This is a genomic window from Gibbsiella quercinecans (assembly GCF_002291425.1).
GTDB classification, from domain to species: Bacteria; Pseudomonadota; Gammaproteobacteria; order Enterobacterales; family Enterobacteriaceae; genus Gibbsiella; species Gibbsiella quercinecans.
This window is the reverse complement of record NZ_CP014136.1, coordinates 26,113-40,778: the sequence shown is the minus strand read 5'-3', so window position 1 is coordinate 40,778 and position 14,666 is coordinate 26,113. Positions and strand designations below refer to the sequence as shown.

Below are 14,666 nucleotides of genomic sequence, written 5' to 3'. Positions count from 1 at the left end.
CCTTTTAAAGGCTACGCAATTGCGTGGCCTTTTTTTGTCTATGGAAAACCCCCAGCTAGGCTGGGGGTTCCGGAAAGCTTTCAGCTTTAAGCCAGTTATTAAAACCCCTTTTGATTTGTTAAAACATCTTGCGGTCTGGCAACTGCAAAAGTTCAACAAGAAATCAAAAGGGGGTCCCAATGGGGGACGAAAAGAGCTTAGCGCACACCCGATGGAACTGTAAATATCACATAGTTTTTGCGCCAAAATACCGAAGACAAGCGTTCTACGGAGAGAAACGTCTGGCGATAGGCAGTATCTTAAGAAAGCTATGTGAGTGGAAAAATGTACGGATCCTGGAAGCTGAATGCTGCGCAGATCATATCCATATGCTTGTGGAAATCCCGCCCAAAATGAGCGTATCTGGCTTTATGGGATATCTGAAAGGGAAAAGCAGTCTGATGCTTTATGAGCAGTTTGGAGATCTGAAATTCAAATACAGAAACAGGGAGTTCTGGTGCCGGGGGTACTACGTAGATACGGTGGGGAAGAACACCGCGAAGATACAGGAATACATAAAGCACCAACTTGAAGAGGATAAAATGGGCGAGCAGTTATCGATCCCTTACCCGGGTAGCCCGTTTACGGGCCGTAAGTAACGGAGTCTGATGCAAATGTCAGATCGTATGCGCCTGTTAGGGCGCGGCTGGTAACAGAGCCTTATAGGCGCATCAGAAAAACCTCCGGCTATGCCGGAGGATATTTATTATTTCTATCATCCGGAGAGCGGGCAATGCCCCGGCAGGGGGAGGATATGAGAATGCAGACAAACATTCACACATGGGCAGGCGTCTGGGATCTGTTACGCATGTGGTGGAATGGTTATGTGCCGCTGGGCGGTGTATTGCTGTCCATTGTTATGGCTGTGCTGAGGATTGCATACAGTGGTGGGGGATGGCGGCGCATGCTGCTGGAAGCCCCATTGTGCGGAGCCATAACCCTGACAGCGGTGTCCAGCCTGGACTATTTCAACCTTCCCAAAACGCTAACGGTGGCGTTTGGCGGCGCGATTGGCTTCATTGGTGTCGACCAAATTCGGGCGGTAGCGCTACGTATTTTTGGCAATCGCACCAGGGGTAATATCCCTCCTCAGGAATAATCCATGACACAAGATCAATTTGAAAAGGCGGCTGGTATAGGCAGCGACACTAACAAGGCGTAATCATCGCAACAGCAGATCAAGTCATCGAGGGCATCCTCGGAAAAGAAGGTGGTTATGTTGATCACCCTTCGGACAAAGGCGGGCCGACCCGCAGGGGCATCACACAGACCACCGCTCGTGCGCATGGATATACCGGCGATATGCGAAACCTTCCGCGGGAAACTGCAAAACAAATCCTGCTTAACGACTACTGGTCCGGCCCTTGCTTCGACCAGGTGGCGAATTTGTCAACAGTTCTGGCGGACGAGCTTTGCGACACTGGCGTGAACATGGGGCCCAGCGTCGCAAGCAAGTTTTCCCAGCGCTGGCTAACAGCTCTCAATATGCGTGGGAAACTTTATCCTGATCTTATAGCGGACGGTGCTATTGGTCCCCGAACTATTGCCGCACTGAAGGGATACCTTTCTGCCCGTGGGAAATAGAAGGCGAGCAGGTTCTACTGAGAGCGCTGAATTGCAGCCAGGGCGCCAGATATCTCGAACTGGCTGAAGGACGCGAGGCGAACGAGGACTTTCTCTACGGTTGGGTTAAGGAGCGCGTGCTATGAAGATTCTGATTTTCATCCTGCTGACGCTGGTGGCTGTTCTGGTTCTGTTGCTGCTACGCAAATACACCCGGCTGGAGTTTGTTACTCATGCCCGCCTGCTTTTTAAAACGTGGTCTGTAAAACTGGGAATTGCTGGCGCGCTGATTGGGGGCTGGGCACAGTCGTTTCCGGATGCCGCTTTGCATGCCTGGACGATATTGCCGCCGGATATCAAAAGTATCTTGCCACCAAATATCGTAGCGATGCTTAGTCCTGCGCTGGTGGTACTGGCCGTCCTCTCTCAGTACGTCAGGCAACCAAAGCTTAAAGAGAAGGCTGACAAGCTGAAGGAGTCGCCACAATGAGCTTATAAATTATCGCCGGGCTTGTGGTTGTCATTCTAGGGGCTATTGCTGGTGCATTCGGCATCGGCCATGCTCGTGGTACTAGTAAAGCGGAAGCAAAGGCCGAACAGCAGCGCACTGAAGATAGTGCTGCTGCCATTGCCGTTGCAGCAGAACGTAAAGCGGAAGTAACGAAAGGGGCCTGCGATGTACAGCAGACTGTTAGCCATATGCCTGATGACGATGTTGATCGGGAGCTGTGCGAAAACTTTACCCGCAAAACCTGAGGTCATCGATACCGCGTGTGATTGGGTGTGGATTATCTACCTGACCGACCACGATATGGATGTGCTGGACAAACTGACCAAACGCGACATTCTGGGGCACAACAAATCAGTGCTGACGAACTACCCAAATGTTACCCCGGTCAAGAGCAAAAACAATCATTGGCCAACTCAAAACAATTAACCAAGGTAAGGCATACCGTCCTCGATTATGGAATATCTTTTGCAGGATTAACTTATGGCTCACCAGCGGTGTGGTAAGGTTTAAAGCTTATTTCTTTCTAACTTATCAGTATATTTAAATATCTGAAATTGTCATTTTAGTTTTTTGATATTAGCTCTAGTAAAGTTAATGTCTCATCAGATAATTCTTTTCTTGTAATCCAAAAATCATGGTTTAATTGCCATGAAATACCATCTGCAGTGTTATATCCAGGCATCGAGATTGGACTGTCATCACGATTTCTCTCTGATGCCTCCATTTTTGCCAATGGAATTCTTAGTCTATTTATCTTGTTTTTAAGTGCATTAATCTCTCGCAAGTAAGGCCTTAGCTGAGAGGATTCTTCACGCGCATCTTGGCTCATTGTCCGTATTAACTCGTAAGTTCCCATGACCCAAAGTTGAGAAATAAAAATATGCTCTCCTAAATCTTGGAACGGATTTTTTGGGTGCCCAGTTGAAACAATTCCTTCATCATCTTTAATTAGTTTTGCATCAAGGGAGCCTAATCCTTGAACCGTAATCATTGCCCATTGATTAAATTTCATCATGCCAAAAGAAGCCGTTATCCAACGTTTGTTGCGTTCAACATCAAACCATCCCATAGCATATGAAAGGGCAATTCCTTGTCCGGGATAGCGTTCATCGCTTTTCACCTCGCTCATATTTTAACCTTCTCTGGTGAGAATCGCATTAATCATTAGATTTTAGGAGTATTTCGCACAAAGAGTACAGCGTGTAGACCAACTACTTTCAGAAAGCGTGTATGTAGGCCTGTCGTGCTGTTGCTCGTCCCGATGCAGATTGCTAAGGCATTAACCAAAAGAAGAGATGGACAAGGTCAACGTTGACTTGGCGGCCAGCGGCGTGGCGTACAAAGAGCGCATGAACATGCCGGTCGTGCCGGCGTAGGTAGAGGCAGAACAACCTGAGCATCTGCGTGAATACTTCCGTGATCGGTTGATTCATTACCGGAAGGTCAGTGAGACGATGCCAAAGGCCAACGACCCAATCTATCAGAAGATGGCCGAAGACAACGGCAAGAGTTAACAGAACCCGCCAAGTGCGGGTTTTTTATTGAATGTACAAATGTCCCACGAGTGTGGGCTATTTTTTTGAGGATGAGAATGAAAGAGCCACGCATATACGGCAGCCGATGGGATAAGGCCAGGCTGTTGTTTCTACGTTCTCACCCCCTGTTGTTATGTGTCAGCAGCAAGGACGCATAGAAGCCGCTGTGGTTGTGGACCACATTGAGCCACACAAGCTTAAAGACGCATTGAAGTAAGGTGATCACCTTGCGATATCGAAAGCTCAAAAGTTGTTTTAGGATAGAGACAACTGGCAGGGGCTATGCAAGCAGCATCACGACTCAACCAAGCAGAGGATGGAGAAGCGAGGGACGGCCATTGGCTGTGATGCTAACGGGCTGCCCCTTGATAGGTCATCGCATTGGTTTAGGTAATAATGGTTGTCATTTGCATCTATCGCGCCATTGAAGTGCTGTCATTAATGATAATGATTGCCATTTGCGTGGGGCGGGTAGAAAGTTCAGGGGGCTGGCCCCAAATGACCTCCCGCCTCCATTTTTGTGCACAACCGCGAAATGAAAAGTTTTTTCCTGGGAGGTTCCGATGGCAGGACGACGCCCGAAACCGACCCATCTCAAAGTGGTAACTGGCAATCCGGGCAAACGAAAATTTAACGATAAAGAACCCCAACCGGCTCGCGAAATCCCTAGCCCTCCGTCTCACATACCTTTCGCTTGTATACCTAAATGCACACATATCAAAATAGCTACACCATCAAAATGACCAATAAATAATAGGTTACAAGATAATTTGTATAATGGTGAATGACATATTAACCTATTACATTTGAACGGCAGTGCCGTTTGCTGTCATAATAAATTTGTATGGTAAACCTCTTGTCATTGTGACCGTCGAGCCGCTTGTGGTTACAATTTTACTGGAGTCATATACCAGTGTGCTGCCAGTGGCATTAGATATAATAATGGTTTCATCGCCAACCATACCGTAAATTTGAGAAACCGCAGTGGCTGTCGAAAGAAATACAACGCGTTTCCCATAGGCATAAATAGTCCCACTGCTTGTGCTTTGGAACTGCGAGCCAAATGTTCCTATACGGTTATTAAATCTCACCCCTCCGGCCAGTCGATATATTACGTTGCCTGCAGTCATTGTAACGTTCTTTATATCAGATCCGTCACCTTTAAAATAGAATACAGGCCCGGCAGACTTATAGCCTGAACCAACAATCAAATGCACATCAGAAACTATACACTGCGTTCCAACAGCAATTAATCCGGTGTTTACGTTGGTGATTGTACCCAATAATGTTTCATAGGTGTCTGACAGTCGAAGTGTGCCGTCAAATCGCTGGTAGTTCGCCAGGATAACAGAATAGTCAGATGGGTCTGTTCCATCGGCGGCATACATCCGGTTCATGTGAGCATTTTTAATGACCTTCTTGGAGTTGTTGTTGGCTGACACACCGTAGTACCAATGGATACCCGCATAGGGATAATCTGCGCTCTGGCCACCGGTACACCAGAGTGTATCTATCTCCGTGAACTGACCAGCGTCAAAAATTGCATGCGTTTTGGTTGAGTTCTGTGTCGTAACATGGAGTGAGTTGATTTTGACTTTTGTGGCTTCAGCTTGAATTTTTACAACGTAGTTTGTTGCATCGAGCTTCCTCCAGCTTTCACACTTCACAACATTAAATGTGACATGTTCGCAAAATCCTGTTTCCAGACTGTACGGCGAAAACTCAATATGCAAATGGTCAATCTGCAAGTTGTTTGTGTTGTCAGCATTTTTAGTTCCAATAAATGCCGCTGGGGCCGTTCCACTTGGGTCAGAGCAGTACATTAATCGTACCTCGCCAATATAACCATCCCACAGCTCGTTGTTTATCATCCCGCGTAAAAATCCACCTGCATAAAGCCTGTCAAGATGGATTTGCCCCCCTGAAAAATTAAAATCATAGCAAGTTCGCGATGAACGGTTATCTGTAAATGTGTCATAGTTCGGAACAGAAAAGAAATCCATTGAGGCGGTGAATATATCCTCCATGAATAAACCGTTGAGCCTGCTTTGTTCTGAGTCAGTCGATGATGTCACTTTAATCACAGGTTCAGTGCTTAAAGCATCCGTGGTAAGAAACATAGTTCCATTATTTCTATTCGTTCCGAAACTGCCTTTAAATTTTGGAACGATACCATCATAACGAAGGTATGTAATATAAATAGGAAGTGGTGGGAGATATATCAGATACTGACTGTTTGCCCATAAAACAATCTGGTCAAGAACTTCTTTATTAAATGCAGCTGCCTCCGCCGCCTGCCTAGTGAAAACCACAGCGTTATATTGACCCATCTGAAGATAATATGCTGTCATTGCATTAGCATCAGTCGTGTCCGCAGGTTCTGACGGTCGTGTTAAATCAGAAATATCAAGGCGCCATGCCCCCGAGGCCCCTGTGGGGGCGTAAACCGGCGCAATAAAAAGTCTTGGATATGAGGATATTTCCATGGATAAATCAGAACTTTCGAATATCCATGTACCGCTACCACCATCTCCAGCTGACAATGCCCCTCTGGTAGTAATGCGACCAGTACCAATCGTTAAAATCTCCCTCAAAGCCTCAATATTTGCCGGTGCCCCGATCAGTAATTGACCTTCGCTTGAACCGAGGTCTGTACGAATTGCAGCATCACCCGCAAGCTTCCAGGCTCCGTCTCCAACCCCTCCTGTGTCATCTGGCGTGGAACCTGCGGGGACTACTTTATCAAAGGCTCCAGTCCAGTAGTAAAAGTTCATACCGTCAGAAATGAAGTTCAGTTGTGACGTCAGGGTTGCGCCTGCGGAGAAGGTGTCATTACCCGTTATACTTCCCTCAGATGCTGTTGATGTTTGCGTCGCCTGTTGTGAATCCGTCGTGGCCATACATTACCTCGTCGTTAGCATTACAGAAGATCGATGTCGAATTGAACGGCACTTCACCTTGAGCAAAATGCCCACATAAAGTTTAGTTGTAAGGATCTAAACACTTACAACTGCCTCTCCCATTACGGTGTTTTAAGACAAAAACCGGTAGAAGCACACAGTGATGCTGTATGCATAACCAGTATCTTCGGCGTGGCAGGAACAAAAGGCAAATGACAATTTTCATCATTTGTTGTGTGGTGGCTGATACAAAAATGAAGGGCGGATTTGTTCCCCAAAACTCAACGCAACTTATTGATCAATAAGGATCTTCAATATCACTCAAAAACATAAAAAAACAGCCAGAAAACCGAGGTTAACTGACTGTTTTTATTGGTCAAATATAAACTTCACACAGTCTGCTTGCGAAAAAGCTCGCGGAAGACCGGGTAAATATCGTCAGGCTCGCGAATATGCTGCATGGCGAAGTTTTCAAACTTGCTTTGCAGATCTTCATACTCCCGCCACAGGGTTTGATGTGCCCGGCGGGTAATTTCTATATAGCTGTAGTAGCGCACCATTGGCAGGATTTTCTTCGCCAGCAGTTCGTGACACAGCGGTGAGTCATCGGCCCAGTTATCGCCATCCGAGGCCTGTGCCGCATAAATGTTCCATTGGGCAGGATCGTAACGCTCTTCAACCACCTCGTTCATGAGCTTCAGCGCGCTGGAGACGATCGTGCCGCCGGTTTCCTGCGAGTAGAAAAACTCTTGTTCATCAACCTCTTTTGCCTGGGTATGGTGGCGGATATACACTACGTCAACGTTCTTGTAGGTCCGGCTCAGGAACAAATAGAGCAGGATATAAAAACGTTTGGCCATATCCTTGGTGGCCTGATCCATCGAACCTGAAACGTCCATCAGGCAAAACATGACCGCCTGGCTGGAAGGCTCCGGGCGCCGCTCGAAGTTTTTGTAGCGCAAATCGAAGGTATCGATAAACGGCACTCTTTCGATCTTCTTGCGCAGTTCGGCAATTTCCTTGCGCAGGCGTTCCTCCTCCAACAGTTGCACCGGTTCGGTGCTTTCCAACTGCGCAAGGCTATCTTCAAGCTCATGCAGTGCGCGCCGTTTGCCGGCAGTCATGGCTGTGCGCCGCGCCAGAGAGTTCTGTAGCGAACGCACCACGCTGATATTGGCCGGCACGCCGTTGGCGGTGTAGCCGGCACGGTGGGTTTTAAACTCCGTCAACTGCTTGTACTGGTTCTTTTTCAGGTTAGGCAGCGCCAGATCTTCGAACAGCAGATCAAGATACTCGTCCTTGGAGATTTGGAACACGAACTCGTCCTGGCCTTCGCCGTCTTGCCCCGCGTTGCCCTGGCCACTGCCGCCGCCCGCACCCCCTTGCGGGCGCTCCACGCGATCGTTTTGCACGAAGTGATCGTTGCCGGGATGAACGCGGTGGCGTGTGCCACCGCGGCCCTGATGGAACATCGGTTCGTTGATATCGCCAGTAGGGATCGAGACGGACTCCCCACTGTCTACGTCGGTGACCGAACGCTTGTTGATGGCTTCGGCAATCGACTGTTTGATTTGCGACTTGTAGCGGCGTAAGAAGCGCTGGCGGTTCACCATGCTCTTATTTTTACCGTTAAGCCGACGATCAATAAAATACGCCATACTTCCCCCAAACAACGTTGCCAACTTCCTCCCAGGCCACTTCATTCCGCCGCTGCGTAGCCGGCATTATGAAGATTTTCTCACCCGCAGGTACCATTCGCACAGCAAGCGGACCTGTTTGCGGGTATAGCCTTTTTCCATCATACGATCGACGAAATCGTCGTGTTTCTTCTGCTCATCCGTTGAGGTCTTAGCATTAAAGGAAATGACCGGCAGCAACTCCTCGGTGTTCGAGAACATTTTCTTCTCGATGACCGTGCGCAGCTTCTCGTAGCTGGTCCAGTTCGGGTTGCGGCCATTGTTATTCGCGCGAGCGCGCAGCACAAAGTTGACGATTTCGTTGCGGAAATCTTTTGGATTACTGATCCCCGCCGGCTTCTCAATTTTCTCCAATTCAGCGTTGAGGGATTCACGATCGAACAGTTGCCCGGTATCCGGATCACGGTACTCCTGATCCTGGATCCAGAAGTCAGCGTAAGTCACATAGCGATCAAATATGTTCTGGCCATACTCGGAGTAGGATTCCAGGTAGGCGGTCTGGATCTCTTTGCCGATAAACTCGGCGTATTTCGGGATCAGATAGCCTTTCAGAAATTCCAGGTATTTTTCCGCCACATCCTGTGGGAACTGTTCTCGTTCGATCTGCTGTTCCAGTACGTAGAACAGGTGCACCGGGTTGGCCGCTACTTCGGTGTGATCGAAGTTAAACACCCGGGAAAGGATTTTGAAGGCAAAACGGGTGGAAAGGCCGTTCATCCCCTCATCAACCCCGGCGTAGTCGCGGTATTCCTGGTAGGACTTGGCTTTGGGATCGGTGTCTTTCAGGCTTTCGCCGTCATAGACGCGCATCTTCGAGTAGATGCTCGAATTTTCCGGCTCTTTCAGCCGTGAAAGCGTGGTAAAGCGCGCCAGCGTTTCCAACGTGCCAGGGGCGCAAGGAGCATGAGCCAGCTCACTGTGATCCAGCAACTTGTCGTAGATTTTGATTTCTTCCGACACCCGCAGGCAGTAAGGCACCTTGACGATGTAAACGCGGTCAAGGAACGCCTCGTTGTTTTTGTTGTTACGGAAGGTTACCCACTCCGATTCATTGGAGTGCGCCAGGATAATACCGTTGAACGGCAGGGCAGAGATGCCTTCAGTCCCGTTGTAGTTGCCTTCCTGCGTAGCGGTCAGCAGGGGGTGCAGCACTTTGATCGGGGCTTTGAACATTTCCACGAATTCCATGATCCCCTGGTTGGCGCGGCACAGGGCGCCGGAGTAGCCATAGGCATCCGGATCGTTCTGGGCGTGGTTTTCCAGCTTGCGGATATCCACTTTACCCACCAACGCAGAGATATCCTGGTTGTTTTCGTCGCCCGGCTCGGTCTTGGCGATGGCAATTTGTTCCAGGATGGAAGGGCGCACCTTCACCACCTTGAACTTGGTGATATCGCCGCCAAACTCATGCAGGCGTTTGGCTGCCCAAGGGGACATGATCGTGCCGAGATAGCGTTTGGGGATGTTGTATTCTTTTTCCAGAATATTGGCATCTTCCTGTGGGTTGAATAGGCACAGCGGGTGATCGTTGACCGGGCTGCGCTCACCGTTGGCGCTCAGGGTATAGATGGGAACGCGCTGCATTAGCGCCTTCAGGCGTTCCGCCAGGGATGATTTACCGCCGCCCACCGGGCCCAGCAGGTAAAGGATTTGTTTCTTCTCTTCCAGCCCTTGAGCGGCATGTTTCAGGTAGGAGACAATCTGTTCGATGGCCTCTTCCATGCCGTAGAATTCTTCAAATGCCGGATAGCGTGCAATCACGCGGTTGGAGAACAAGCGCGACATGCGCGAGTCAAGTGCGGTGTCTACCATGACTGGTTCACCGATAGCCATGAGCAGGCGTTCCGCCGCATTGGCATATGCACTGCGATCTTGCCGGCAGATGGCAAGAAACTCCTGCAGTGTGAACTCTTCGTCCTTGGCAGCTTCGTAGCGCTGGCGGTAGTGGTCAAATATGTTCATGGCGATGCCCGTCCTTTCGTTATTAGCACAGGTTAAAGGGAGCGTGTGATCGTGTTCTTGCCCCCGAAAGAAGAGGTTATACCTGAGTACAGCAACCCGTATGCCAACTTGTGCGTCTTATTATCGCGAGTCGCGCTGTTTTGCCACTGGGCTCAGGATAAATGCTCCTCCTTATTTAAGCGTAGTTGGCATAGCAAAATTTTTCCTGCCGGCTAAAAAGCTTTTTTTAAGACATATCAATGACTCAGTTATTTTAAGGGTGCTAACGGCCCTGGCCGGCGCGGGCTGGGTAGCAAAATTTCACATTCATGACATGAGTTGGACACATTGCAAAATTAATTTATCCGTTTTTATTTGTTTTTTAATGTAAAGATTGAATCATTAACCGGGTGTTCACATAGAATAGCGGGGCTATTAACCCTGTCATTAATGAAATGGACGACAAATTTGTGAAGATATCTCGGTTAAATACGTTGGCGGTTATCGCTTCCGCACTGCTTGGCGCGCAAGGCGCACAGGCGGGTACCTGGTCAATCGGCGCTTCCGCGTTGGTCAGTCCGAATCCGTATCGTGGCTATCAGGAGCGCGTTTATCCTGTTCCTATCATCAATTATGAAGGCGACGACTTTTTCTTTCGCACGCTCAGCGCCGGCTACTACCTGTGGAAAGATCCGCAAAATCAGCTTAGCCTGACCGCCTATTACTCCCCGTTGAGTTTCCGTACCCGCGATACCGATGATGCCCAGATGAAGCGCCTGGATGCACGCCGCGGTACGCTGATGGCCGGCGTTTTATATTCGCATCAGGCGCAATGGGGCACGCTGCGCACTGCGTTTGCCGGCGATACGCTGGATAACAGCAATGGCCTGGTTGGGGATTTGGCGTATATTTACCCGGTTAAGTTGGGGGCCTGGAGCCTATCGCCGGCCGTGGGCGTGGGCTGGAACAGTAAAAAGCAAAACCAGTATTATTATGGCGTCAGCGGCGCGGAATCCGCGCGCAGCGGGTTGGAGCAGTATAAACCGGGCGATAGCTGGGCACCCTATGTTGAGCTGGTTGCCAACTATCAGATCAATAAGGACTGGAATGCTTTCTTTATGGGCCGTTATATCCAGTTGTCTGATGAAGTGAAAGATAGCCCGATGGTAGATAAATCGTACACCGGGCTGCTTTGGACCGGCATCCGCTACACCTTCTAAAGGGGCATTGCGCTAATATTGTGCGCTACTTGAATTATTTTGGTGCGTAAGCGGGTTTTTGCACCAATATGGCGCTACCCCCGGTGGGTAGGTACAATTGCAGTGTTCTTTGCCGACGCCATCAACAGGGGGGCTGCTTTGCCAGGCCCCCTGTTTTAACGGCGAGTGTTTCACCGTTGGCGATTAGGTGTGAATTACGCCCGTTTGCGGCTACGCAGCGTCACGGCCAGGCGTGCAGGCTGTGCCGCAGTGGCTATCATTGGCTTGCTGATGCGCCCGGTTTCTACGCATACCATGGTTTTGTAACCGTCGTTCGCCATATCGGCCATGCTGCAGGAAAGTTCCACGCCTGGGTTCCAGGCTATCACATCACTCATGTGGTGGTGATGAACTTCCAGAGTGCGTTGTAAAGTGGGATCTTTGATCAGGCTGTAAGATGCCGGCTGGGTGTAAATACGATCGGTCTGGCCGCTGAAGGCCAACTCCCCAGCGTGTTGCGCTTCGGCGCCGTTAAGTACTTTATCAATGTAGTGTTCACCCAAGCCGGCAACGGTGACCGTATCAATATCCCCAATCTGGAAATAGCTGTGCAGCGCCGCCGTGGTTTGGAAATCGCCATGAGCTTCGAGCTCAATTTCACATTCTTCCCCCAGCTTGAAGCGGGCGAGTAGGGTGAAGGCATGTGGCCACAGCTTGCGGGTTTGTTCGTTGTCTTTCAGCGTGAAGGTCAGGATAACGCCGTCATCGTTTTCATCATGCGCCGTCAGGTTCCACGGTTGGTTGCGGGCAAAACCATGCGAGGGTTTCCCCGCCGGGCCAAACCACGGCCAGCAAATCGGCACACCGCCACGGATCGCATTGCCCTGTTTGAACGGGGTATTTTTGCTTAGCCAGATCACTGGCGCGTCACCGCTCGGCTGCCAGGCCAGCAGGTGCGCACCTTGTAATGCAACCGCTGCACGGACTTTAGGGTGAGAGATAACAATCAGAGGAAGCTCGTCCAACTGACGCTGGCTGATGTACGGAGAGATTTGTTCAGTAACGGGTAGGGTAAAGATTTTTTCGTTCATCGTGATGCCCTTATTTATTCGCAACTGCAAACAATAAAAAGGGCGACATAAATGTCGCCCTCGTCATCAACAGCACATCATTCCATTATTTGGAGATGTGAGCGATCAGGTCCAGAACTTTGTGAGAGTAGCCGGTTTCGTTATCGTACCAAGAAACCAGTTTCACGAAGTTGTCGCTCAGCGCGATACCTGCTTTAGCGTCAAACACGGAAGTGCAAACTTCACCGTTGAAGTCGGTAGAAACCAGATCTTCGTCAGTGTAGCCCAGAACGCCTTTCATTGGGCCTTCGGATGCAGCTTTAACCGCAGCTTTGATCTGTTCGTAAGTCGCTGCTTTTTCCAGACGTACGGTCAGGTCAACTACAGATACGTTTGGAGTAGGAACGCGGAACGCCATACCGGTCAGTTTACCGTTCAGTTCTGGCAGAACTTTACCTACTGCTTTAGCAGCACCGGTAGATGAAGGGATGATGTTCTGGCTAGCGCCACGACCACCACGCCAGTCTTTGTGAGACGGGCCATCAACGGTTTTCTGAGTAGCGGTAGTTGCGTGAACAGTGGTCATCAGCGCTTCGATGATACCGAAGTTGTCGTTGATAACTTTTGCCAGTGGCGCCAGGCAGTTGGTGGTGCAGGAAGCGTTGGAAACGATGTCCTGGCCAGCGTATTTTTCGAAGTTTGCACCGCGAACGAACATCGGGGTAGCATCTTTGGATGGGCCAGTCATAACCACTTTCTTGGCGCCAGCAGTGATGTGTTTGCGTGCAGTTTCGTCAGTCAGGAACAGACCGGTAGCTTCAGCAACAACGTCAACGCCAACTTCGTTCCACTTCAGGTTTGCCGGATCACGTTCTGAGGTAACACGGATGGTTTTGCCGTTAACAACCAGGTGGCCGTCTTTAACTTCTACAGTGCCTTTAAAACGGCCGTGAGTAGAGTCATACTTCAGCATGTATGCCATGTAGTCAGCGTCCAACAGATCGTTGATTGCTACGATCTCGATGTCAGAACGTTCCTGAGCAGCACGGAAAACAATGCGACCGATACGGCCAAAACCGTTGATACCTACTTTGATAGTCATATATTCCACCAGCTATTTGTTAGTGAATAAAAGGTTGGTTGTAAAATTACAAAAACCTCACCAAGCGTCAAGCGGAATCGTGTCAATAATTGCGGCAAATCAAAGCTGGAAGCCCTATTTGCACGCTTATTGCACATTCCATTTATGCACGGCCTCATTTTTCCACGAGGTCAAGCCGCTAAGTTTAAAGAACAACATGGCATTATATGTGATCCAGGTCACATATAATGCCTGCGTAACCTTTATGCCCTACAGTTTAGGCCAAAATCGTCTGCAATGTTGTTAATTTTTTGTTATTATTACTCATTGTTTTCGTTGAGATAATCTATTTGTCGAGAAAACCACCGATGGCTAAAGAGACCCCAAAACATCAAAGCGTTACGGAACTGAATGAAATTCAGCGTTATGTGACCCAAGATCGCGGTACGGAAGCGCCGTACAGCGGCAAGTTGCTGCATAACAGCCGCTCTGGCATCTACCACTGCCTGTGTTGCAATGCGCCACTGTTCTATTCCGACAGCAAGTATGATTCCGGCTGTGGTTGGCCCAGCTTTTATCAGCCAGTTGCTGATAACGCCATTCGCTATATTGATGATTATTCACACAATATGCACCGGGTTGAGATTCGCTGCGGCCAGTGCGACGCGCATTTGGGGCATGTTTTCCCCGATGGCCCGCAGCCGACAGGGGAACGTTATTGTGTGAATTCGGCGTCGTTACGCTTTACCGACGGCGAGAGCGGCGAAAAGATCGCCGGTTAAGCAGTAACCCTACAAACAAAATCGATTCAGCAAATTATTCATCTGGAAGCGAGACAGTATTGATGGATGTGAAAGATCTGATCGCGGCGATGACGCCGGAAGTTTATCAGCGGCTTGCGCGTGCTGTTGAATTGGGCAAATGGCCGGATGGCGTTGCTTTGACGCCGGAGCAAAAGGAAAACAGCCTGCAGGCTGTGATGCTGTGGCAGGCGTTGAACAACGTCGAGCCGCAGCACATGAGCATTGGCACCGACGGCCAAATCGTTATGAAGAGCAAGCAGGAATTGAAGCTGCAGTTTGCTGAACAGCCGCTGGCCAAGCTAAAACCACAGTGAGCCCTGCTGTTCG

General features: G+C 49.5%; 14 protein-coding genes and 4 pseudogenes. 12 read left to right on the top strand and 6 right to left on the bottom strand.

Annotated features, from left to right (window positions below; genetic code table 11):
- Positions 1 to 179 precede the first annotated feature (179 nt).
- The 6 genes and pseudogenes from tnpA to ACN28Q_RS00200 all read left to right on the top strand — a co-directional run bounded on the left by tnpA (position 180) and on the right by ACN28Q_RS00200 (position 2,539).
- Positions 180 to 638 (top strand): IS200/IS605 family transposase, encoded by a 459-nt coding sequence (gene tnpA / locus ACN28Q_RS00225; protein ID WP_038918153.1) that lies wholly within the window; start codon positions 180 to 182, stop codon positions 636 to 638.
- 161 nt (positions 639 to 799) lie between these two features.
- Entirely contained in the window at positions 800 to 1,138 is a 339-nt protein-coding gene (locus tag ACN28Q_RS00220; protein WP_413541210.1) for a phage holin, lambda family, read from the top strand.
- A 62-nt stretch (positions 1,139 to 1,200) separates the two neighbouring features.
- Positions 1,201 to 1,748 (top strand): annotated as a pseudogene (locus ACN28Q_RS00215) (glycoside hydrolase family 108 protein).
- A complete protein-coding gene (locus ACN28Q_RS00210; RefSeq protein WP_095844490.1) occupies positions 1,745 to 2,092 on the top strand; it encodes a DUF7940 domain-containing protein in 348 nt (115 codons plus the stop codon). The pseudogene ACN28Q_RS00215 and the gene ACN28Q_RS00210 overlap by 4 nt, the downstream one beginning before the upstream one ends.
- A gap of 8 nt (positions 2,093 to 2,100) precedes the next feature.
- Positions 2,101 to 2,358 carry a hypothetical protein gene (locus ACN28Q_RS00205; RefSeq protein ID WP_095844489.1) on the top strand — a complete coding sequence of 86 codons (258 nt, stop codon included), beginning with the start codon at positions 2,101 to 2,103 and terminating at the stop codon, positions 2,356 to 2,358.
- On the top strand, positions 2,315 to 2,539 hold the full coding sequence (locus tag ACN28Q_RS00200; RefSeq protein WP_095844488.1) for a hypothetical protein: 225 nt from the start codon (positions 2,315 to 2,317) through the stop codon (positions 2,537 to 2,539). Before ACN28Q_RS00205 ends, ACN28Q_RS00200 begins: the two co-directional genes overlap by 44 nt.
- Positions 2,540 to 2,675: 136 nt before the next feature.
- On the opposite strand, the gene ACN28Q_RS00195 is transcribed toward ACN28Q_RS00200, so the two are convergent.
- Entirely contained in the window at positions 2,676 to 3,242 is a 567-nt protein-coding gene (locus tag ACN28Q_RS00195) for a hypothetical protein (protein ID WP_121525502.1), read from the bottom strand.
- A 166-nt stretch (positions 3,243 to 3,408) separates the two neighbouring features.
- On the opposite strand from ACN28Q_RS00195, the pseudogene ACN28Q_RS00190 reads away from it, so the two are divergent.
- The 3 pseudogenes from ACN28Q_RS00190 to ACN28Q_RS00180 form a co-directional block, all read left to right on the top strand.
- Positions 3,409 to 3,627, top strand: a pseudogene (locus tag ACN28Q_RS00190) (DNA polymerase III subunit theta).
- Positions 3,628 to 3,704: 77 nt separating this feature from the next.
- Positions 3,705 to 4,042 (top strand): annotated as a pseudogene (locus ACN28Q_RS00185) (HNH endonuclease).
- Positions 4,043 to 4,211: 169 nt separating this feature from the next.
- Positions 4,212 to 4,334: pseudogene (locus tag ACN28Q_RS00180) on the top strand (phage terminase small subunit P27 family); the annotation flags it as partial.
- 114 nt (positions 4,335 to 4,448) lie between these two features.
- Here ACN28Q_RS00180 and ACN28Q_RS00175 read toward each other — a convergent pair.
- The 3 genes from ACN28Q_RS00175 to yeaG form a co-directional block, all read right to left on the bottom strand.
- On the bottom strand, positions 4,449 to 6,548 hold the full coding sequence (locus ACN28Q_RS00175; RefSeq protein ID WP_095844486.1) for a tail fiber/spike domain-containing protein: 2,100 nt from the start codon (positions 6,546 to 6,548) through the stop codon (positions 4,449 to 4,451).
- Positions 6,549 to 6,937: 389 nt separating this feature from the next.
- Positions 6,938 to 8,206, bottom strand: a complete 1,269-nt coding sequence (locus ACN28Q_RS00170; RefSeq protein WP_095844485.1) for a YeaH/YhbH family protein — start codon at positions 8,204 to 8,206, stop codon at positions 6,938 to 6,940.
- Positions 8,207 to 8,272: 66 nt separating this feature from the next.
- Positions 8,273 to 10,207: a protein kinase YeaG gene (yeaG, locus tag ACN28Q_RS00165; protein WP_095844484.1), complete on the bottom strand. Its 1,935-nt coding sequence runs from the start codon at positions 10,205 to 10,207 to the stop codon at positions 8,273 to 8,275.
- A 434-nt stretch (positions 10,208 to 10,641) separates the two neighbouring features.
- Between yeaG and ACN28Q_RS00160 the strand changes: the two genes are divergently transcribed.
- Positions 10,642 to 11,406 carry a MipA/OmpV family protein gene (locus tag ACN28Q_RS00160; protein ID WP_095844483.1) on the top strand — a complete coding sequence of 255 codons (765 nt, stop codon included), beginning with the start codon at positions 10,642 to 10,644 and terminating at the stop codon, positions 11,404 to 11,406.
- A 194-nt stretch (positions 11,407 to 11,600) separates the two neighbouring features.
- On the opposite strand, the gene ACN28Q_RS00155 is transcribed toward ACN28Q_RS00160, so the two are convergent.
- Positions 11,601 to 12,476 (bottom strand): D-hexose-6-phosphate mutarotase, encoded by an 876-nt coding sequence (locus ACN28Q_RS00155; protein ID WP_095844482.1) that lies wholly within the window; start codon positions 12,474 to 12,476, stop codon positions 11,601 to 11,603.
- Between the two features lie 85 nt (positions 12,477 to 12,561).
- Positions 12,562 to 13,557 (bottom strand): glyceraldehyde-3-phosphate dehydrogenase, encoded by a 996-nt coding sequence (gapA, locus tag ACN28Q_RS00150; protein WP_095844481.1) that lies wholly within the window; start codon positions 13,555 to 13,557, stop codon positions 12,562 to 12,564.
- Positions 13,558 to 13,904: 347 nt separating this feature from the next.
- Here gapA and msrB point away from each other — a divergent pair, with 347 nt between their 5' ends.
- Together msrB and ACN28Q_RS00140 are read left to right on the top strand one after the other, a co-directional pair.
- Complete coding sequence (gene msrB, locus ACN28Q_RS00145) at positions 13,905 to 14,318, top strand: peptide-methionine (R)-S-oxide reductase MsrB (protein WP_095844479.1); 414 nt, start codon at positions 13,905 to 13,907, stop codon at positions 14,316 to 14,318.
- A 62-nt stretch (positions 14,319 to 14,380) separates the two neighbouring features.
- On the top strand, positions 14,381 to 14,653 hold the full coding sequence (locus ACN28Q_RS00140) for a YeaC family protein (protein ID WP_095844478.1): 273 nt from the start codon (positions 14,381 to 14,383) through the stop codon (positions 14,651 to 14,653).
- Positions 14,654 to 14,666: the final 13 nt, after the last annotated feature.